The 19,355-nt window shown below is 64.6% G+C and carries 19 protein-coding genes; 9 read left to right on the forward strand and 10 right to left on the reverse strand.

Translation table 11 applies throughout. The features are described from left to right. Positions 1 to 2: 2 nt before the first annotated feature. Positions 3 to 251, reverse strand: a complete 249-nt coding sequence (locus CO675_RS13050; RefSeq protein ID WP_245452765.1) for a hypothetical protein — start codon at positions 249 to 251, stop codon at positions 3 to 5. 92 nt (positions 252 to 343) lie between these two features. Here CO675_RS13050 and CO675_RS13055 point away from each other — a divergent pair, with 92 nt between their 5' ends. Beyond that, positions 344 to 1,564 carry a winged helix-turn-helix domain-containing protein gene (locus tag CO675_RS13055; protein WP_097672316.1) on the forward strand — a complete coding sequence of 407 codons (1,221 nt, stop codon included), beginning with the start codon at positions 344 to 346 and terminating at the stop codon, positions 1,562 to 1,564. A gap of 28 nt (positions 1,565 to 1,592) precedes the next feature. Next, positions 1,593 to 2,237 (forward strand): Vgb family protein, encoded by a 645-nt coding sequence (locus CO675_RS13060; protein WP_097672317.1) that lies wholly within the window; start codon positions 1,593 to 1,595, stop codon positions 2,235 to 2,237. A gap of 30 nt (positions 2,238 to 2,267) precedes the next feature. Here CO675_RS13060 and frp read toward each other — a convergent pair whose 3' ends face one another. From frp to CO675_RS13075, 3 genes are all read right to left on the reverse strand, one after another. Continuing rightward, positions 2,268 to 2,600, reverse strand: coding sequence for a fluorescence recovery protein (gene frp, locus CO675_RS13065; protein ID WP_097672318.1), 333 nt, complete (start codon positions 2,598 to 2,600; stop codon positions 2,268 to 2,270). A 169-nt stretch (positions 2,601 to 2,769) separates the two neighbouring features. Then, positions 2,770 to 3,987: an MFS transporter gene (locus CO675_RS13070; RefSeq protein WP_097672319.1), complete on the reverse strand. Its 1,218-nt coding sequence runs from the start codon at positions 3,985 to 3,987 to the stop codon at positions 2,770 to 2,772. Positions 3,988 to 4,116: 129 nt separating this feature from the next. Then, positions 4,117 to 5,364: a substrate-binding protein gene (locus CO675_RS13075; protein ID WP_097672320.1), complete on the reverse strand. Its 1,248-nt coding sequence runs from the start codon at positions 5,362 to 5,364 to the stop codon at positions 4,117 to 4,119. Positions 5,365 to 5,415: 51 nt separating this feature from the next. Between CO675_RS13075 and CO675_RS13080 the strand changes: the two genes are divergently transcribed. Then, on the forward strand, positions 5,416 to 6,573 hold the full coding sequence (locus tag CO675_RS13080; protein ID WP_097672321.1) for a DUF6551 family protein: 1,158 nt from the start codon (positions 5,416 to 5,418) through the stop codon (positions 6,571 to 6,573). A 233-nt stretch (positions 6,574 to 6,806) separates the two neighbouring features. Further along, entirely contained in the window at positions 6,807 to 7,370 is a 564-nt protein-coding gene (locus tag CO675_RS13085) for an AAA family ATPase (RefSeq protein WP_097672655.1), read from the forward strand. A gap of 26 nt (positions 7,371 to 7,396) precedes the next feature. On the opposite strand, the gene CO675_RS13090 is transcribed toward CO675_RS13085, so the two are convergent. Continuing rightward, positions 7,397 to 8,527 (reverse strand): hypothetical protein, encoded by a 1,131-nt coding sequence (locus CO675_RS13090; protein WP_143278995.1) that lies wholly within the window; start codon positions 8,525 to 8,527, stop codon positions 7,397 to 7,399. Between the two features lie 123 nt (positions 8,528 to 8,650). Continuing rightward, positions 8,651 to 11,185: an outer membrane protein assembly factor BamA gene (gene bamA, locus CO675_RS13095; protein ID WP_097672323.1), complete on the reverse strand. Its 2,535-nt coding sequence runs from the start codon at positions 11,183 to 11,185 to the stop codon at positions 8,651 to 8,653. A 288-nt stretch (positions 11,186 to 11,473) separates the two neighbouring features. On the opposite strand from bamA, the gene CO675_RS13100 reads away from it, so the two are divergent. Next, the gene (locus CO675_RS13100) at positions 11,474 to 12,196 is read left to right on the forward strand and encodes a response regulator (protein ID WP_097672324.1); all 723 of its coding nucleotides are present in this window, start codon (positions 11,474 to 11,476) and stop codon (positions 12,194 to 12,196) included. After that, the gene (locus CO675_RS13105; protein ID WP_097672325.1) at positions 12,193 to 13,539 is read left to right on the forward strand and encodes an ATP-binding protein; all 1,347 of its coding nucleotides are present in this window, start codon (positions 12,193 to 12,195) and stop codon (positions 13,537 to 13,539) included. The genes CO675_RS13100 and CO675_RS13105 overlap by 4 nt, the downstream gene beginning before the upstream one ends. Before the next feature lie 7 nt (positions 13,540 to 13,546). On the opposite strand, the gene CO675_RS13110 is transcribed toward CO675_RS13105, so the two are convergent. Together CO675_RS13110 and CO675_RS13115 are read right to left on the reverse strand one after the other, a co-directional pair. Continuing rightward, a complete protein-coding gene (locus CO675_RS13110) occupies positions 13,547 to 14,038 on the reverse strand; it encodes an EF-hand domain-containing protein (protein WP_143278997.1) in 492 nt (163 codons plus the stop codon). Positions 14,039 to 14,180: 142 nt separating this feature from the next. Then, positions 14,181 to 14,648, reverse strand: a complete 468-nt coding sequence (locus CO675_RS13115; RefSeq protein ID WP_097672327.1) for a MarR family winged helix-turn-helix transcriptional regulator — start codon at positions 14,646 to 14,648, stop codon at positions 14,181 to 14,183. A 142-nt stretch (positions 14,649 to 14,790) separates the two neighbouring features. Between CO675_RS13115 and CO675_RS13120 the strand changes: the two genes are divergently transcribed. Beyond that, a complete protein-coding gene (locus tag CO675_RS13120; RefSeq protein ID WP_198964590.1) occupies positions 14,791 to 15,192 on the forward strand; it encodes an Ohr family peroxiredoxin in 402 nt (133 codons plus the stop codon). Between the two features lie 101 nt (positions 15,193 to 15,293). Then, positions 15,294 to 15,698: a cupin domain-containing protein gene (locus CO675_RS13125; RefSeq protein WP_198964604.1), complete on the forward strand. Its 405-nt coding sequence runs from the start codon at positions 15,294 to 15,296 to the stop codon at positions 15,696 to 15,698. A gap of 50 nt (positions 15,699 to 15,748) precedes the next feature. Here the strand turns inward: CO675_RS13125 and CO675_RS13130 are convergent, their stop codons facing one another. After that, the gene (locus CO675_RS13130; protein WP_097672329.1) at positions 15,749 to 17,266 is read right to left on the reverse strand and encodes an MFS transporter; all 1,518 of its coding nucleotides are present in this window, start codon (positions 17,264 to 17,266) and stop codon (positions 15,749 to 15,751) included. 214 nt (positions 17,267 to 17,480) lie between these two features. Between CO675_RS13130 and CO675_RS13135 the strand changes: the two genes are divergently transcribed. After that, complete coding sequence (locus CO675_RS13135) at positions 17,481 to 18,386, forward strand: LysR family transcriptional regulator (RefSeq protein WP_198964591.1); 906 nt, start codon at positions 17,481 to 17,483, stop codon at positions 18,384 to 18,386. Between the two features lie 20 nt (positions 18,387 to 18,406). Here CO675_RS13135 and CO675_RS13140 read toward each other — a convergent pair whose 3' ends face one another. Continuing rightward, the gene (locus CO675_RS13140) at positions 18,407 to 19,318 is read right to left on the reverse strand and encodes a LysR family transcriptional regulator (protein ID WP_097672331.1); all 912 of its coding nucleotides are present in this window, start codon (positions 19,316 to 19,318) and stop codon (positions 18,407 to 18,409) included. Positions 19,319 to 19,355 lie beyond the last annotated feature (37 nt).

Below are 19,355 nucleotides of genomic sequence, written 5' to 3' on the forward strand. Positions count from 1 at the left end.
GGTCATCGGAACAGGCGCAACCACGGCGCCAGATGGAATGCGCTCATCAGCGCGTACATCGGGACCATCCCCTGCAACGAGAACGCTCCCTGCATGGCGCCGCAGATCATGTCGGCCGGCGCCAGCGCGGCCACCAGCGCCATCACGGCGAAGGTCGGCGCGGCCGCCAGCGACAGCCAGCGCGCGACCATGGCACCGCGGCCACTGATGGGGCCTTTCAACCAATCCTGATGTGTCTGGATTCCGGTCATCATTCGATCTCTCTGGGGATGATCCATGTCGTCATGTGCTAGGTTAGGACCGGTCTTCGGAGGGCGAGAGTGACAAGTGTGTCGGGATTCGAATGGATTCGCTGATTACCGCTGCGGCGCGCGCGCTTGCGGCGGGTGATCCCCTCGGCGCACTGAAACGGGTGGCCCTGCGCGACGATGCGCCGGCGCTGGCGCTGCGCGGCATTGCGATGGCCCGGCTCGGCGATTTCCCCCGCGCCAAGGAGCTGTTACGGCGCGCGGGCCGCGCCTTCGGTCCGCGTGAAGCCATCGCGCGTGCACGCTGCGTGGTGGCCGAAGCCGAGATCGCGCTGGTGTCGCGCGACCTTTCCTTTCCCAGCAGGAGCCTCGCGGCGGCGCGCGCAACGCTCGCGGCGCGCGGCGACGCGCTCAACGCTGCCCATGCCGGCTATCTGGAAATCCGTCGCCTGCTCTTGATCGGCAGCCTCGATGCGGCCGAGCGCATGCTCGATGACCTCGACCCGGCGCCCTTCCCGCCTGCGCTGCGGGTCGGACATGAATTGGTCGTCGCCGGCATCGCGATGCGGCGGTTGCGGACCAAGCCGGCGCGCGAGGCGCTGGCACGGGCAAGGGATGCGGCACGCCGCGCCGGCATTGCCGAGCTTGCGGCCGAAGTGGAAAGCACCGCAAACCTCCTCGCCATGCCGGCGGCGCGGCTGATCGCGCGCGGCCACGAGCAGCCGCTGCTGCTCGCGGAGGTCGAGGCCCTGATCGGCTCGAAGGCGCTGGTCGTCGATGCCTGCCGCTACGTCGTGCGCAATAGCGGCACCACGGTCTCGCTGACGCGGCGGCCGGTGCTGTTCGCGCTCGCCCGCGCACTCGGCGAAGCCTGGCCGCAGGACGTGTCGCGCGGCACGCTGATCGCGCGCGCGTTTCGCGGCAAGCACGCCGATGAATCGCACCGGGCGCGGCTGCGGGTCGAGATCGGACGGCTGCGCCGGGCCTTGCAGCCGCTCGCCGATCTCAGCGCGACGCCCGACGGCTTCGTGCTGGAGCCGCATGGCCGCCGTGAGGTCGCCGTGCTGGCGCTGCCGGTCGAGGAGGAGCATGCGGCGGTGCTGGCCTTCCTCGCCGACGGCGAGGCCTGGTCGAGCTCGGCGCTATCGGTGGCGCTGGGCGCGAGCCAGCGCACCGTGCAGCGCGCGCTCGACGCCCTGGCCGCCACGGGCAAGGTGCAGTCGGTCGGCCGTGCCCGCGCCCGGCGCTGGATGACGCCCCCGGTGCCGGGATTCACGACGACGTTGTTACTCCCTGCCCCGCTGCCGAACGGCTAGCATCCGGCAGCAATCACAGGAGCGCCGCATGAAGAAGTCCGAGGCCGAGATCATCCGGGAATATGCCTTCGAGGGCGTCGAGAGCGTGGGCGGTGTCAGCTTCGACGGCGAGCAGGTCTGGTTCGCGGCCGGCGGCCGGCTGGTCGCCTTCGATCCCGACAGCGGCAACACCACCCGCACCCTCGACATCGCGGCCCATGCCGGCACCGCCTTCGACGGCAAGCACCTCTATCAGATCGCCGAGGACCGCATCCTGAAGATCGAGCCGAACAGCGGACGCGTGGTGTCGACGATCCCCTCGCCGGGCGGCGGCCGCGACTCAGGTCTGGCCTGGGCGGAAGGCTCGCTGTGGGTCGGCCAGTATCGCGACCGCACCATCGTTCAGGTCGATCCCGACACCGGCAAGGTTTTGCGCACCATCGAAAGCAACCGGTTCGTCACCGGCGTCTCCTGGGTCGATGGCGAACTCTGGCACGGCACCTGGGAAGAGGACCAGAGCGACGTCCGCCGTATCGATCCGCAGAGCGGCGAGGTGATGGAACGGCTCGAGATGCCGCAGGGCGTGTTCGTCTCCGGGCTCGAGTCTGACGGCAAGGACCGGTTCTTCTGCGGCAGCGGCTCGACCAACAACAAGGTGCGCGCGATCCGGCGGCCGAAGCGCAGCCGCGCGTGATAACGGTGGCTTATTGACCAAGGTAGCCGATCACCTCGCCGCAGAAGAAAGAATGGAGCGAATGATCCGGCGCTTTTCGTCCGACAAACCCGCTAGCAGCGCCTCGTCGAGATGCTGCTCTCGAATGAGTCGCGCGAAGACAAGCGGAAGCTGCGAGTACCGATAGTCGAACATCTCACCGATCTCCCTCCGTTGCTGGTGCAGATAGTCGCCGACTTCCCACATCTCCGATGGCGTCGCCACTGCACCGGCCTTACTCTTGAATTCGGCCATCAGCTTGGCGAGTGCGCATTGCAACGCTGCATCATAAGCCTCGCGCGCGATCTTCTTCTCGGCCGGGGACCATTTGAGGTGATGAAACATCGATGGCTCTCGTGGATATCGTTTCCGTTGTGATGACCGTCACCGCAACGGCGTTCGGGCGCGCAGGCGCCCGAGCGATCCAATGATGCCACAACGTGCAGTCTTGCGCGCCAGTCGGCAAGAACAATGCGTCCGTCCGAGCGGCGCGCTGCATGACGTAGGGCAAACCTCACGCCGGCGCGGGCACCGCTGAGGGCCGCGCCGTCGCCATCGGCCGGAAGGTCATCATGATCAGGAACGCGCCGAGGCCAACGGCCCACGAGCCGACATACAGCCATGTGTAGCTCGCAAAGGTGTCGTAGATCAGGCCGCCGGCCAAGGGGCCGGTCGCCATGCCGAGACTGCCGGCCATCGCGGTGCCGCCGATCACGGTGCCCAGCATCCGCAGCGGAAAATTCTCCCGGATCAGCACGGAATACAGCGGCATGGTGCCGGCATAGATGAAGCCGAAGATCGCCGCGACCGCGTAGAACGCGGCCAGCTCGCGCACGAAGACGTAGCCGAGCGCGCCGAACGCCTGCGCCAGCAGCCCCAGCACCAGCACGCGCTTGGCGCCGAAGCGGTCGCCGAGCAGGCCGAAGGCGATGCGGCCGCCCATGCCGGCGAGCCCTTCCACGCTGTAGATCGTCACCGCCGCGACCATCGGGATGCCGCAGGTGACCGCGTAGCTCACCGTGTGGATGATCGGCCCGGAATGGGTGGCGCAGCAGAAGAAATTGGTCGCGATCAGGATAATGAATTGCGGCGAGCGCAGCGCCTGCGCCAGCGACATCGCCGGCTCCCCATTCGTGCTCGCCGCTTCGGCGTGGCCGCCTTGCAGCGCCGGCGGGCGACGTACGAAGAGCGAGACCGGGATCATGATCGCGCCGACCACGCCTGAGATAATCAGCATCGACGTCCGCCAGTCGTGGTGGGAGATCAACCAGGCCGCGAGCGGCGACATCGTCATCGGCGCCATGCCCATGCCGGCCGACACCAGCGAGACGGCAAGGCTGCGATGGGTGTCGAACCAGCCGGTGACGCAGGCCATCATCGGGGCGAAGATCGCCGCCGTGGCCGCGCCGACCAGCGCGCCGAACAGAAACTGAAATGCCAGCAGCGACGGTGCCTGGCTTGCGAGCGCAAGGCTTGCCGCCAGCACGACCGATCCGGTCAGCACCACCGGGAGCGGCCCGAAGCGGTCGGACAGCGTGCCCCAGATCATGCTGGTGAAGGCCATCGCGAGGAAGCCGATCGTCATCGCGCTGGAGATGCCGGTCACCGACCAACCGGTCTCTCGCGCCATCGGCTGCAGGAACACCGGCAGCGAAAACATGCCGCCGATCGCGACGCAGCCAAGCAGGCCGCCGGCTGCGACAATCACCCAGCGATAGGTCGAATTGGTCATTCCAGAACTCCCATGTAGTGCGTTCTGGCTGAAAGACGAACGGACCGGCATGGAACCGACAGCGGACGACCGCCCCGGCTCACTTTTTTGCGACCGTGGCGGCCTTCAAGGCTCATACGCGGCCTACCCTCACCGGCCAGCCAGACTGCATCCGGGCTGCGGTGCGATCTCGCCAAGCGGCCGGACCTGCACCAACTCGGTGCCTTGCGTCCTGGCGATGAACATATTCATCGCTGCGTGGTGATCCTGGCCGAGCGTCACGGGGCCGGTCGGCGACGCAATGGTGAGGCCGGCCATCGCGTCGATGATCGCGTCCTTGTCGAGCTTGCCGGCCTTCTCGGCCGCCGCCTTGAGCGCGACCAGGGTGTTGTAGTGCGTCATCACATAGTTCGACACCGCGACGCCCGGGTTCGCCGCGGCGCGCGCCTTGGCGACGAACGCCTTTACGGCCGGATCCTCGCTCGCCGCGACCGCCGGCACCACCGTCACCATGTTCTGGCCCTTGCCGCGAAAGATGCCGAGATCGACCTCGGACAGTCCGAGGAACGCGACGGTGATGTCCTTCAGCAATCCGGCCTCGTCGGCCTGCCGGATGAAGTCCATCCCGTCGCCCTTCAACGCGAACAGCAGCACCTTGGCCTTGCTCGCCGCGACCTCCTCAATCAGCGGAGAAAAATCCGTCTCGGTCCCCAGCGTGTACTTCGTCCCGACCACCTTGCCGCCGAGTTGCTCGATCAGGGGCTGCGCGATGCCGAACATCTGGTGCGGCCAGACCCGGTCAGCGCCGAGCAGGAAATACGTGTTGCCGTAGGTCTGCGTCATGTAAGGCAGCAGCTGGCCGAGCTCCTGGTTCGGCACCGCGCCGAACGAAAACAGATAGCGGCCGCATTTGCCGCCCTCGTAATTGGTGGCGTAGAGCAACGGCGTCTTCGAGCTCTCCGCGAGCGGCACCAGCGCATTCAGATTGCGCGAGGTGATCGGACCGACCACCGCCAGCACGCCGTCCTTCTCGACCAGCGAACGCATGGCCTCGGCGGCCGACTCCGGCCGCGTCTTGTCATCGGCATAGATCACCTCGACCGGCCGGCCGAGAATGCCGCCGGCCGCATTGATATCCCGGGCGGCGAGATCGAGCCCGAGCCTCGCCTGCTGGCCATAGAGCTCGACGCCACCGGAGAACGGCAGCACCGCCCCGACGCGGATCGGTTCGCTGGATTCCGCTGCGCATGACGACTGAAGCGCCGCGCCGCAGAGCAGCAGCGCGAGCGTGATGCAGGCGATCGAGCGTGATGCCGAGTAACTGATTGCGTTGGAAAACCCTGTAGACAACATGTTCGGTTGCGAATCCTTCACAGAGCGGTCGGTGGTCCGCTGCATCGTTCTCCCACCGGCGAGTGATCTCGGCCGGGTCACTAGGGAGATTGAACCATGACATACAACCACCAGTTAAACATTAACAATGGCAGCGAGATCAGGACCTGGACACACGGGCAGCTTCCTATGCCGGACTGGGTGCCACCACATATGGCTGGCGGCATCGAAGCGAATGGAACCTTTGCTGTCGCGACGGAACTTGGTCGAGCCAGAGTTCATCCGGGGAACGTGATTATAGAGCGTTGCGGAGACGTCTGGGTGCGCGCCGCAGAGGAGACCGCTGAATTTATTGAAGGCCTCAAATCGAGTTCGATGCCAGCGACAACGAATGTAGGCCCCGGAAAAGTACGACAGTATGGAGCGAGTTCCCGCACGAGAATGACAGCAGCCGGACCGAATGGGTCCGCAAGCAAGCGTCAGCGCCATCTTCCACCGGTCGGCTCACAACCAAGTATCGAATGGATTCATCTTGAGCGCCTCTCGATCGATGGTGCATACCAGCGGTCGACTGACAACGCCGCTTCTCGTCGTCTCATCTCCAGCATAGCCGCAAAATTCGATTGGCGACTATGTGCCCCACTCGTCGTTTCGCGACGTCCCGACGATAAGCTCACGATAATCGATGGCCAGCATCGTTGGATGGCAGCATCTCAGCGGAACGACATCCTTCAGCTCCCATGCTGTGTATTCAGATATCAGAACATCCAGGAAGAGGCCCGCATGTTCATCGTTGCCAATCGGGCGCGAAAACCGGTGAATCGGCTCGATGACTACTTTGCCGCGGTCGCGGCAGCCGATGAGGACGCGCTGGAGATTAATCAAATCGTCACGGAGGCGGGTCTGCGAATCGCAAGGAACACCTCGTCAACCGCTTGGCGCCCGGGAGAGGTCGCCTTCACCGCAGCGATCGCGACTTCGATCAGGCGCTTTGGACCGGCTATCACCTCGGCCGTTCTAACGAATATGGCTGTGGCCTTCCCCAACCAAAAGATGGGGCACGGAGGTGCAATTTTTGGAGGTCTTGTTCGGATAATGTCTCGCTCTACGCAAGACTTGGATCCCGACCGTCTCGTGGCAGCATTGCAGACTCAAACGGCCGATCAGTGGGGACAGTGTGCTACCGGCCTAAAGGGTGGAGACATGCGTGCCGTTGCTTTGCAAGACGCAATCATGCGCGTCTATAAAGAGCTAGTTCCGAGCGTGGAAGGTTGAAAGCGCTGCCGAAAATTGCGTGGTGAGTGCTCCAGCGTTAGGAGCACTCCTCCACAATCAGGTCCAGTCCAACCAGATGGGCCGCGTGTTGACGGACCTGTTGCGCGATTCAAGCGGTGCGGGCTTAGACAGCTCCAGGCGAACTCTCCAAACTGCCGGTGAAGTTAGCCATTCCGCAACCCCAATTGGTCAGCGCTCTTCGTCCTACCCAAGAACGTAAAGACATGCTCCTGATGAACCGCTTCGTCCTGATCTCCGGCTGCTCCGGCGGCGGAAAATCGACCCTGCTGGCGGAACTGCGTGGCCGCGGCTATCCGGTCGTCGAGGAGCCCGGCCGCCGCATCATCGCCGATGAGCTTGCATCCGGCGGCAGTGCCCTGCCCTGGAACGATACAACGGCCTTCCTGCGTCGTGCCATCGACGTCGCGCTGAAGGATATGGCGATGGCCAAGGCTGATTCCGGATGGGTGTTCTTCGATCGCGGCCTCGTCGACGCGGCGTCTGCGCTGGAAGCTCTAACGGGCGAGCCGGTGTTGCGCGCGATCTGCTCCGACCATCGCTACCACGCACGCGTGTTCATGACACCGCCATGGCCCGAGATCTACGTCACCGACGCCGAGCGGCGGCATGGGTTCGAGGCAGCGACGGCAGAGTATCAGCGACTCATGGAAGCGCTTCCTACGCTCGGCTACGACGTCATCAGCCTGCCGAAGATATCGCCATCAGCACGGGCTGATTTCGTGCTGGCGACGCTTGCTCGCACACCCGGATCGGACGCCTGGTCCGTTGACGATTGATGCGACAGCCCACGCGGTGTAAGACGTCATCTACCGGCGATCGGCGCGATCGCAGCCTGTCCGCTTCGCGTCAGGCTGCCGCACCGATCGACGTCGAACAACGGATCGCCGGTCCACGAATAATAGATCAGTCCAGAGAGACGACGCTCACGCACCCGCTGCGCGAAATCACCCATCATCTCCTCCACCAGCGCGCTGCGGGCCGCCTCGTCCGCGGCACAGGCCTTGTTGCCATAGCTGAACCCCCACTCGGTGATCCAGCACGGCTTGCCGCCAGCCGAGCCGGCGGCGGCGCAGACCGGCTGAACCAGCGCCGCGAGGCGTTGCGCGCGATGGATCGCCGCCGCCTTGTCGCCGGGTTGATCGGCCCAGGGATAGGTGTGGAGATTGTAGGCATCGACGAGCCGGTCGAGGCCGTTGGCGCGCATGAAGGAGATAGTCGCGCCAACGCTTACCCCGTCATACCGCTTTGGTGTCGGCCACGGGCCTTCCTCGACAATGTCGACCAGGCTGGTCGGCAGTAACGGCGTCTGCGCGTTCAGCCGGGAATGATCGCGCACCTGCTTCAGCGCCGCCAGCACCTTGAGATATTGCAGGTAGCCTTTGGCGACCCTCTGCCCTTCCTTGTCGTGGCCGAGATCGTTGAGACCGAGCACCCGGCCCTCGCCAGGAAGGCTGAAGTCTGGGTTGCTGCCGGCCATGTTGATCTCGTTCTCGAGTTCCAACGCGGCAAGCACGATGCCGTCGGCATCAAGCTTGTCGAGCAATTCCTGGAAATACGCCCTCGATAGTTCCGGGCTGAGCGTCGAGATCGGCGGCCCTGCCGACATGCCCGGAAACTCCTTGGCCTGATATGGCCGCCCCGCTGCGTCAGGCGGATAGAGACCGTGGAGAATAAGATCGACCGCTATATTGTGGGCATGGGCGCGCACGATGAAGCCGAGATTCTTGTCGAGATCCTGCTGATACATGCCGAATCGAATCACGCGTATGCCCGCAGCCGCGATCCGGGCGAGCGCGGCTTCCTGCTCCGCGTCACTAAACTGCAATGGATGCACGAAATTGACACCGCGGATTGCGTCCTGGCCGCGGGCCATCAGCGGCGTAAGCAGCAGGATCAATGCTGCGAGGAAGGTGCGTCGTTGCACTTTGCGCATCGGCGGCTCCGGCCATTCAGTCCTGCCGGTCACATAGCACTACACCGGGCGCGCCGTCCGCACGATGGAGAACACCTCGCACGAACGTGACGGAGCTTCGCCGGCAGCAAAACAATCGCCTTCTCAGAACGACGTCCCGCCGCCGAACCTGAACTCCTGCACGATGTCGTATTTGCCCTTGGTGATCGGCACCGCGTAGTCGAAGCGCAGCGGCCCGAACGGCGAGGCCCAGATCAGGCCGACACCCACCGAGGTTCGCACGACATTCTCATCGTCGTATTGGAGACCGCATTTGCAGGCGGCCGTATTCACTTCGCCGGTCGCGGCCCATGACGTCGGGCCTTGATAACCCCACAATGAGCCGGCGTCCGCATAGACCGCTCCCTTCAGCCCGACCTCGGAGGGCAGGAACCAGAACGGCATCTGCAGCTCCATCGAGGCACCCCAATATTTAGTGCCGCCGAGCGCATCGCCGACTGCGCCGAAACTCGCGTACGTAATGTCACGCGGCCCGATGCCGTTGGTGGCAAAGCCGCGCACGAGGTTCGGCCCCATCTGGAAATGATCCAGCATACGCAGATCATTATCGCCGACCTTGGTGAGCAGGCCGCCCTGCAGGTGGATCAACCCGATCAGGTCGGACACCAGCGGCGTGTAGTATTTCGCGTCGACCGCGCTCTTGAGATACGTCACATCGCCGCCGACGCCGGCAAAATCCTGCTTGAAGTCGATCAGCAGGCCGTCGGTCGGGTTCTTGTTGTTGTCGAGCGTGTTGTAGGTCAGCGTGTAGCCGATCGCCGAGGTCCAGGTCGCGCCCGCCGCCAGCTCCCTGCGCACGGGCAGAGTGGATTCGCCGTCGCCGTAACAACCATATCCATAAAGCCCCGATGAGGCCGAGTTGGTCGGATCGACACCGCCGAGCACACTCTGAATGTAGGCGGGCGTCGGATTGAACGCGAGCGACGGATTGGACGGGTTGTTGTTGCAATTGTTATAGGCGCTATCGAGCGAGATTTCCTGCTGATAGAGCGAGTATCTCAGCTGAAGGGTCAGATCCTCGCGCAAGGCGAGACCCAGCCGCGGCGCGAACCCGATCGTCTTCACGCCATAGGTCGTGTAGGTCGTCGGCAGCTGCTCCTTGTAATACGCATCGAGCCCCAGCGCGACGCGGTAGTCGAGCAGATACGGCTCGACAAAGGAGAGCGACAGGCCGCGCGAGTACTGGCCGTAACTGACGGTTGCCTTCGCGAACAGCCCACGTCCCAGCAGGTTGCGTTCGGAGACGCTGACCTCGGCGAGCGCACCGTCGGTCGTGGAATATCCTCCCGAGACCGAGAAGTCGCCGGTCGACTTCTCCTCCAGATCGACGATCAGGACGACGCGATCGCCCGATGAGCCGGGCTCGGTGGTGATCTTGACCGTCTTGAAGTAGTCCAGATTCTTCAGCCGCCGTTCGGCGCGATCGACCAGCGCACGGTTATACGCATCGCCCTCGGAGAGATCGAACTCGCGCCGGATCACGTAATCGCGGGTGCGGCCGTTGCCGCGGATGTCGATCCGCTCGATATAGGTGCGCGGCCCCTCCTCCACGCGGAACATGATCCCGACGGTGTGGGCCTCGAAATTCCGCTCGCCGTCCGGACGGACCACCGCGAAAGCGTAGCCGCGGCGGGACGCTTCGATCTGCATGTCCTCGACCGACTTCTCGATCGCCTCGACATTGTAGAGCGAGCCTTCACTGACCCGCGACAGCGAGCGCAGGATGCTGGGATCGAAGCCCGCGATGCTTGAGCGGAAGCTCACCGTCGCAACACGGTACTGCTGTCCCTCATCGATCTTGAACGTGACCTGAAAGCCCTTGCTCTCGCGGTCATATTCGGCAAGCGCGGCCACCACCTGCACGTCCGCATAGCCGTGCTTCAGGTAGAAGCGGCGGATCAGGTCGCGGTCGGCCTCGACGCGGTCGGGATCATAGATGTTGGCGCTCCCGAGAAAGCTCAGGAAGTTCGTCTCATGGGTCTTGATCACGTCCTTCAGGCGCGCCGCCGTGAAGCTGTTGTTTCCAATGAACTCAATGGTCTTGACGCCGGTCTTGGCGCCCTCGTCGACGGTGAAGACGAGGTCGACGCGGTTGTTCGAGCGCTCGATGATCTCGGGCGTGACGCGCACATCGTAGCGGCCGGAGTGACGATAGATCTCCGCGATCCGCAGCGCGTCCGACTGCACCATCGGCCGCGACAGCGTGCCTCGCGGCTTGGACTGCACCTCGGCCGAGAGTTGCTCGTCCTTGATCTTCTTGTTGCCCTCGAACGCGACGCGGTCGATCACCGGGTTCTCGACGACCGAGACGACGACCCGGCCGCCGGCATGATTGATCTTGACGTCCTGGAACAATCCGGTGCTGACCAGTTCCTTGAGTCCATCATCGATCGCGGCCTGATCGAGATGGCCGCCCGGCCCCGGCCTGAAATAGGAGCGGATGGTCTCCGCCTCGACCCGCCGGTTGCCCTCGATCGCGATCGCATCGACCGATTGGGCAGCCGCCGGTGCCAACAACAGCCAAGTCACCGGCCAAGTCACTGGCCGGTTCACCGACGTCCCCGGGATCGAAAATCCCGTCAGCACAAGCGCCGCGACCAAGCCCCGCCACATCTTCATTCCACACCTCGCGAACCAGTCGCCCGTTGTGCCGGGACGGTGATGGCTGCGGTGTGGCTGCCGGATTGCGGGATTATTTCCAGTGATTGGGGACTGTGAGCGCTGTACGACGCAGCCGCCGCCCCGGCTTTGTTTCCGGCCGCGCGCGCCGCTTACAGTTCAGAAACACTATGCTGACGAAAAGGCGCAATGCCGCCCACAAGCGATGCGCATGCTGGTCGATTGGTGGCCAAGCCAGCGCGCTGCAATGCGCGCAAATGACCTGAAGACGAGGCCCAGTCGCAAACCATGCTCGCACATACGCCAAAAATCCTGGTCGTCGAGGACGATCTGCCGACCAGAGACTTGATTGCCCGTTACCTGCGCGACCAATCGTGCCTGGTGGCCACGGCCTCGAACGGCAAGGAAATGGATCGTTACCTTGCCGGACACTCTCTCGATCTCGTCGTGCTCGACCTGATGCTGCCGGGAGAAGATGGATTGACCTTATGTCGGCGCCTTCGCGGCGACTCGACGATTCCCATCATCATGCTCACGGCGAAGGGCGAAGACCTCGACCGGATCCTCGGGCTCGAGATGGGGGCCGATGACTATCTCGCCAAACCCTTCAACCCGCGCGAGCTGCTGGCGCGGATCAACGCGGTGCTGCGCCGCCAGACCCAGGCCGGTCTTGCCGGACGCGCCGGCCAGAGCGCCGCGCGCCTGCGCTTCCAGGATTGGACCATCGATCTCCGCCTGCGCGAGCTGCGCGATCCCGACGGCGCCCAGGTCCCGCTGACCAGCGCAGAGTTCGACCTGCTGCAGGCGTTCTGCGAGCGGCCCGGCCGGATCCTGACGCGGGACGGCCTCCTGACCATGACGCGCAGCCGGCCGGCCAGCCCGTTCGGGCGCAGCATCGACGTGCTCGTCAGCCGGCTTCGCCGCAAGCTCGATGGCGGCGAAGGACCGTCGGTAATCAGGACGGTGCGCACCGGCGGCTACATCTTCACGCCGCATGTGGAGGACGCATGAGCTGGACCCGCAGGATTGCCGCGCTGTTCAGCTTCCGCCGGATCAGCGGCCAGATCGCCGCGCTGATCCTGCTGTCGCTGGTGCTGATCCACGCGCTGATCGGGCTTTATTTCACCAGCCAGAAACCGAAATCGTTCGCGGACAGACCGATCCATCAGTTCCAGCTGGTCGCGAAGCTTTTGGCCGAGACCCCTGCGGCCGAGCGCGCAACGCTGTTGCAGGCTGCCGATCGGGCGTTTCCCCGGCTGCATTTCGCACTGCGCGACGCAGGTCCCGCCGTGCCTGACGATGCGTCGTCCGGAGTATCAGGCATGGACGATGTCGACCTCGAGTTTTCAACGAAGACCGCGCCGGCGGTGGTGCGCCTACCGGATGGCGCCCTGCTCGAGGCGACCATCGGCCCGGCGAAGATCCCGCCATTCTTCGGCGCCTTCTGGCTGAGCACATTCCTGTTCCTGTTCGTCAGCGTCACACTGCTCGGCATCTGGGCCGGCCGCGCGCTCAGTGCTCCGCTCTCGGCATTTGCCCGCGCCGCCGAGAATTTCAGCATCAGCCAGGCGGCCGCTCCGCTTGCCGAGACCGGCCCGCAGGAAATTCGCGCCGCGGCGGTCGCGCTCAACCGGATGCGCGAACGCATCACCACCCTGATGAATGACCGCACGCGCATGCTCGCCGCAATCAGCCACGATTTGCGAACGCCGATCACCCGGCTGCGGCTCAGATCCGAATACATCGAGAACGACGCCCAGCGCGCGGAGACCCTGCACGACCTCGACCAGATGCAGGCCATGCTGGAATCGGTGCTGTCATTCCTGAGCGGCGGCAGCGCGGCGAAGCCGACCCTTGTGAACGTGGCCGCGCTGCTGCAGACGATCGCCGAGCAGTTCTCCGATTGCGGCCATGTCGTGCGCTACCATGGCGCGCTCAGGGCTTCGCTGTTGATCCGCCCCAGCGATATCAGCCGGACCGTGACGAACCTCGTGGAAAATGCCCTGCGGTTCGGCAGCGAGGTCGATATCCGGCTGACCGCATCCGCCGATCGCGCCACCATCGACGTATCGGACGACGGCCCGGGGATTCCGGAGCATCGCCGGGCCGAGATGTTGAAGCCTTTCGTCCGCGGCGATGAGGCCCGCACCATGGACGAGAAAAGCGGCTTCGGACTCGGCCTGTCGATCGCCCAGGCCATGGTATGCGGCCATGGCGGCGAGCTTTCCTTGCACGACAATGTACCGCACGGCCTGCTTGTCCGGATCAAACTGCCGGGCGCCGTACATCTTGGATCAGATCGAAGCGGGGCAAGTCCGGCTCGCCCCACGCTTCCGGAGCTCGTGTCCGGCTAGATCGAACTCAGGATCGCTTGCCCCTGCCGCCCGGTTTCTTCTCCTCGGTCGTCGACCCCTTGAGCTCCTCCGGCGTGACGCGGCAGTCGCCGTTCTTGTCGTTCTGCAAGATGAACTCGTTCGGCTTCTCGACGAACTCGCGGCGGGTAATCTTGCCGTCCTGGTTCTCGTCGAAATAGCCGAAATCCGCGTCGGCGAGCGCGCTGCCGGCGCGACGAACGCCCTCGAACTCCGCAGGTGTCAGATTTCCATCGTGGTTGTGGTCGGCGCGATCGAACAGCCGCCCGAGATAGGCCTTCCATTCGTCGCAGGTGTAGACGCCATCATGATTGGCGTCCCAGATCTCGGCCGCGATCGCCGGCGAGCGATCACCGCCCGCGCGCGGCGAACGCTGTGCTTGATCCGGTGAAGCCGGTTGCGCCACCGCAAGCGGCATTGCAGTACAAGACAAACTCGCCGCCGCGATCATCCCGCAGACGAATGGCAACTTTCTGCGCAAGCCGGACTCTCCTCCGCGTCACCCCGAAGCGAGGCGGAGTTGCCGGTTGCGCCGTGGCGAAAATGCGGAACGACGCGGCGTGGATACAGCGCGTTACAATTTGGTCCGGCAGCGCGACGCGGAGCTCGCCGCTGCCGCAGCATCAGCCCTTCTTCGAATCGCCGCGCGTATGGTGCAGCAGATTATCGCGCAGCCTGACCACGCTCTTTTGCACGATCGGAAATTCGTCGCCGAGCCCGGTGGCGTCGACCAGCGACGCGTTGATCTCCTTGTCGAGCAGGCGCCGGCCCGATGCCGTCAGGCTGACCCGCACCTGCCGCTCATCGGCGGGATCGCGGACGCGGCTGATGTAGCCGCTCTGCTCCAGCTTCTTGAGGATCGGCGTCAGCGTGTTGGATTCCAGGAACAGCTTCTCGCCGAGCGCGCTGACGGTCTGCTCGTCGGCCTCAGACAGCGCGATCATGGCGATGTACTGGGTGTAGGTCAGGCCGACCGCGTCGAGAATCGGCTTGTAGGCGCGGCCAAAGGCCAGATTGGCCGAATAGACCGCAAAGCACAGAAAATTCGAGAGTTTTCGGCCTTTGGTCTCGGCCTTGGCGGTGCGGGTCACAGGCTCTCCGGAGTTTGTGATGTCCCGCCCAATATAATCGCATCCGATTAAATCGGAAGTGCTTGACGCCGGCCAATGCGAGATCTATTTCAACTCGCATCCGATTAGATCGGATACGATCTATATTCAAAAGGAGCGCGCCATGACCGCCAATGCAAAGGTTCTCGTCACCGGAAAGACCCACGTCACCGCCGGCCCGAACGGCGCCGCCCGTTCGCGCGACGGCTTCCTCGACGTCAAGCTGCCGCAGCCGCACCCGGCCGCCGAAAACCTGTTCGCCGCCGCCTGGTCGGCCTGCTACATCGGCGCGATCCAGCTCGCCGCCGGACAGCGCAAGGTCAAGCTCGCGAGCGAGCCCGAGGTCGACGCCGAGATCGATCTGAACCAGGCCGGCAGCGCCTTCTTCCTGACCGCACGCCTCAACGTCCACGTTCCCGGCGTCGAGCGCGAAGTTGCGCAGCAGTTGATCGAAGCCGCGCACGGCATTTGCCCCTACTCCAAGGCAGTCCACGGCAACATCGACGTCACCACCACCCTTGTTTGAGACGATCGCATGACGACCTCCGACGCGGACCGGCCGTTTGCCGGTTCGCGGTCGGACAAGTCAGACGACAAACCCAGGAGTTCAAGATGACCAGCAAGCTGATGACGGCGACGCGCCTGCTCGCGAGAGCGGCCCTGATCGCCGGAAGTTTCCTGACGATCCCGACGGCCCAGGCGCAGCAGCCGGCCGGCATCACGCGAACCGACCTGCAGCGCCACGACCTCAGCGCTCCCGGACGTGAAGCCGTCCAGGTGCGTGTCGACATCGCGCCCGGCAAGGCCTTCGGCCGCCATACCCATCCCGGCGAAGAGATCATCTATGTGCTGGCCGGGACGCTCGAATACGATGTCGATGGCAGACCACCGGCAACGCTGAAGGCGGGCGACGTGCTGTTCATTCCCGCAGGCACGGTCCATGCAGCAAGGAACGCCGGCAATGTCACCGCCAGCGAGCTTGCGACCTATATCGTCGAGAAGGACAAGCCGCTGCTGACCCTCGTGAAGTGACCGATGCCGCCTGCCCGCCCGATTCCGGGGCGAGCGCGGCGACATCAGGTTCACTTGGTGCACTGAACTTCGGCCTGCCGGACCGGTCGCGCGTTGAAGATCAGGAAGCTGACCGCGGCCATGATCCAGACGCCGATGCCGCCATAGAGCATCACCCAGCCAAAGCCGCTCGCAAGCGCCTGATGCACGGCGGGGCCAGTCAGCTCCGGCGCGGACGCGGCATCGCCGGAAGCTATCCGTTCCGCGAGGCTGCGGAGTTGCGCGCCGTCGAGCGCAGGCAGCACCGCCTTCAGATGGGCCAGCACGCCGCTCGCCAGGATGAAACCCATCAAGGCGATGTTGACCGACAGCGAGACCATCCGCGCGCTCATGTCGATGCCGGAGGCCATGCCGGCGCGGTCGCTCGACACCGAGCCCGTCGTCGTGTTGGTGACCGGCGTGTTGGTGATGCCGAGGCCAATGCCGGCGATCAAACAGCCCGGAAGCATGGTCAGCCAATCGGGCTGCGCGGCGGCGCTGCCGAACTTCATCAGCATGAAGCCGATGCCGATGGTGAACAGGCCGGCCGGAATGATCAGCCCCGGCTGGTAGCGCAGCGACAGACGCTCGGCGAAGGGCGGCATCACCAGCGTCGGCAGCGTGTAGGCGAGCAGCGCAAGGCCGGCGGACACGCTGTCATAGCCGAGGCCGGCGTGAAACCAGATCGGCAGATAGATCATGAACGGCCAGTAGCTGAGGTTCATCGCGGCCGAGCCGACGATCGAGCCGGAGAACGCCGGGATCCGAAACACCGAGAAGTCGAACATCGGCCGCCGGCTGATTCTCTCGGCAACGAGGAACGCGATGAAGCTCAGCGCGGAGACGCCGAGGATCGCGAGCCCCTTCGGGCTGGCGAAACCGAGATCCGGCCCCTGCGTGATGTAGAACGCAAGGCAGAACACCGCGAGCGACATGGTCACGATGCCGGCGACATCGAGGCTGCTCGCCTTCGGGTCCTTGGATTCATGGACGCCGCCGATCGTGAGCACGAAGGCGACGGCTGCGAACAGCACGTGGACCAGGAATACCCATTCCCAGCTCAGGACCGCGACCACGGCGCCACCGATGATCGGGCCGAAGCCGAGACCGATGCCGAAGATCACGCCCCACCAGCCCCAGGCGACGGCGCGCACCCGGCCGCCCTGGAATTCGTGCGAGAGCACGGCGATCTGGCAGATCAGCAGCGCGCCGCCGCTCAGCCCTTGCAGCAACCGGGCGATAATCAGCATTTCGACGCTCGAGGCGACGCCGCAGATCAGCGAGGTGATGCCGAACGCCGCGATCGCGACCAGGAAGATGCGCTTGCGCCCGTAGCGGTCCGCCACCGTCCCGATCGCCATCAGCACCGTGGTCACCGCGATGGTGTAGGCGTTCATGATCCATTGCAGCGCTTTGAAGTCGGCATGCAACACCTGCTCGAGCGTCGGCAGGATCGCCGGAATGCTGGATATCTCCAATCCAAACATCAGGCAGGCAAGACATACGGCAGACAACACGACGGCGCCGCGGCGACTCAGTTCAGTGGACATGATCAGGCCTTTTGTTGTGGCAAGCCAACGGCATACCGCACGCTGTTGCCAGGGTGCTGGCAGCAGCGTCGGCCCTTCGACTCACGATGTATTGAGGCAGCAGCGGCGGGAATCGGGTGGCCACGGCGCTTCACAGCAGAAAGCTAGTCACGACTTGAGCATTGGTGAATTGGATGACTAGATATTTCAGAGACAACAATTCCGGATGACTGACATGACCACGCTCGACGTCGATGCCGTGAAGGCCTTCGTGACCATCGCAGATCTCAAGAGCTTCACGCGTGCCGCCGACGCGCTTGGCACCACGCAGGGTGCGATCAGCGTGAAGCTTAAACGGTTGGAACACCGGGTCGGGCAGAAGCTGGTCGAGCGGACGCCGCGGCTGGTGCGCCTGTCGGCGCAGGGCGCGGTGTTCCTGGAGTCCGCGCGCGCCTTCCTTGCCGCACACGATCGCGCGGTCGCCGGGCTGTCGTCGGTTCGACGCCGTTTCTCATTGGGGATCGCGACCCATGTCGGCGCGCCCGAGCTTCCGACCTTGCTGGCGCGGCTCAATGCGCATGATCCGGCACTGACGATCGAGGTACGGCTCGACGATGCCCGTGACTTGCTGGAGGCCTTCGATCGCGGGACGATCGACGCAGTGATCGTGTTCCGGGATGACGACCGGCGCGACGGCGAGGTTCTCGGACCCGATCATTTCGGCTGGTTTGCCACACCGAACTTTGTCCATCGCACCGGCGAGCCATTTCGATTGGCGGCCTCCTCACCGTCTTGCGGCATCCTCAACACCGCCACGCACGCGCTCGATACCGCGGGGCTGCCGTGGACCGAAACCTTCCTGGGCTGCGGAGCCTTCGCAGTCGCCGAGGCCGTCTCGGCAGGCCTTGCGATCTCAGTGTTCTCGCGCCGGGTCGTTCCGCCGGGCGCCGTCGAGGTGACCGAGAAGTTCGGCCTCCCCGCGCTGCCGCCGTCCGAGATCATGCTGCTGTCGAAATTGTCGGACGCGAAGTCGCGCGCGACGCTGAAAACATTGGCAAATGCCTTCCGCGAGCATCACCGTCTGCCCGTAGATCGCCCGGCAAGGGATCTCCGCATCGTCACCGAAGCGGCGGGATCCTGATCGCTTGCGTGCCCCGCCCGCTATCGCCGCGCGCGACCGGCTCGTCTACCCTCGAACAGCGCGCGCTCCGACGCGAGCGCCTTGGCCAGGAAATCGAGCGTGGCGCGAATGCGCGCGGTGCGCTTGAGATCGTCATGCGTCAACAGCCACAGCGCCGATCGCGGCTCGGCGAGCGCCTTCGGCGTGAGGCGGCGCAGCGCCGGCGCGAGATCGCCGACATAGCACGGAAGCAACGCAAGCCCCAATCCCGCGGCCGCGGCATCGCACAGCGCCGGAAGCGCATCGACGCGGCAGGCGAAACGCGCCGAGCGCAGGTTGTCGCGCATCCAGCCGGCAATCACGGTTCCCGCCAGCACATCGTCGAGCCCGACCCAGTCGTATGCGGACAGATCCTTGTCATTGCGCCGCGCGAGATAGGCCCGCGATCCGTAGACCGCATGGGCAATATCAGCAACGCGCCGCCCGACCAGCAACTCGGACGGCGCAGGTGTCGGCCGGATCGCGATCTCGGCCTCCCGGCGCGTCAGGTTCGCCATCGCATTGGAGATGATGATTTCCGGCTGGATATCCGGATGCGCAGCGCGCATCGCGGGCAGATGCCGCATCAGCACGCTACCGAGCGTATCCGTCGTCGTGATCCGGACCAAGCCTGACGGCCTGAGGTCCTGTCCCGCCAACTTGCGCTCGAGCGTGAGCACTTCATCCTCGAGCCGGGCTGCCGACGCCGCCGCGGTCTCGCCGGCCGGGGTTGGCGCGTAGCCGTCGCGGAAACGCTCGAACAGCCGCGTTCCGATCGCTGTTTCGATCGTGCCGAGGCGGCGAAACACGGTCGAATGCGTGACGCCCAGCTTGCGCGCCGCCCCGGAGAGGCTGCCCTCCCGCGCAACCGCGAGGACGAGGCGGAGATCATTCCAGTCGAGCGGACTGTTCATTTTTGCAAACTCAATTAGCAAAGTTCGCGAATACCTT

It is taken from the genome of Bradyrhizobium sp. C9, from assembly GCF_002532045.1.
Classification (GTDB): Bacteria; Pseudomonadota; Alphaproteobacteria; order Rhizobiales; family Xanthobacteraceae; genus Bradyrhizobium.

Coding starts and splice junctions, on each gene's coding strand:
- CO675_RS13120 (WP_198964590.1), top strand. CDS start 14,791: ATGACCGCCAATGCAAAGGTTCTCGTCACCGGAAAGACCCACGTCACC.
- CO675_RS13070 (WP_097672319.1), bottom strand. CDS start 3,987: ATGACCAATTCGACCTATCGCTGGGTGATTGTCGCAGCCGGCGGCCTG.
- CO675_RS13060 (WP_097672317.1), top strand. CDS start 1,593: ATGAAGAAGTCCGAGGCCGAGATCATCCGGGAATATGCCTTCGAGGGC.
- CO675_RS13140 (WP_097672331.1), bottom strand. CDS start 19,318: ATGAACAGTCCGCTCGACTGGAATGATCTCCGCCTCGTCCTCGCGGTT.
- frp (WP_097672318.1), bottom strand. CDS start 2,600: ATGTTTCATCACCTCAAATGGTCCCCGGCCGAGAAGAAGATCGCGCGC.
- CO675_RS13100 (WP_097672324.1), top strand. CDS start 11,474: ATGCTCGCACATACGCCAAAAATCCTGGTCGTCGAGGACGATCTGCCG.
- CO675_RS13050 (WP_245452765.1), bottom strand. CDS start 251: ATGACCGGAATCCAGACACATCAGGATTGGTTGAAAGGCCCCATCAGT.
- CO675_RS13125 (WP_198964604.1), top strand. CDS start 15,294: ATGACGGCGACGCGCCTGCTCGCGAGAGCGGCCCTGATCGCCGGAAGT.
- CO675_RS13075 (WP_097672320.1), bottom strand. CDS start 5,364: ATGCAGCGGACCACCGACCGCTCTGTGAAGGATTCGCAACCGAACATG.
- CO675_RS13085 (WP_097672655.1), top strand. CDS start 6,807: ATGAACCGCTTCGTCCTGATCTCCGGCTGCTCCGGCGGCGGAAAATCG.
- CO675_RS13105 (WP_097672325.1), top strand. CDS start 12,193: ATGAGCTGGACCCGCAGGATTGCCGCGCTGTTCAGCTTCCGCCGGATC.
- CO675_RS13090 (WP_143278995.1), bottom strand. CDS start 8,527: ATGCGCAAAGTGCAACGACGCACCTTCCTCGCAGCATTGATCCTGCTG.
- CO675_RS13135 (WP_198964591.1), top strand. CDS start 17,481: ATGACCACGCTCGACGTCGATGCCGTGAAGGCCTTCGTGACCATCGCA.
- CO675_RS13055 (WP_097672316.1), top strand. CDS start 344: ATGGATTCGCTGATTACCGCTGCGGCGCGCGCGCTTGCGGCGGGTGAT.
- bamA (WP_097672323.1), bottom strand. CDS start 11,185: ATGAAGATGTGGCGGGGCTTGGTCGCGGCGCTTGTGCTGACGGGATTT.
- CO675_RS13080 (WP_097672321.1), top strand. CDS start 5,416: ATGACATACAACCACCAGTTAAACATTAACAATGGCAGCGAGATCAGG.
- CO675_RS13130 (WP_097672329.1), bottom strand. CDS start 17,266: ATGTCCACTGAACTGAGTCGCCGCGGCGCCGTCGTGTTGTCTGCCGTA.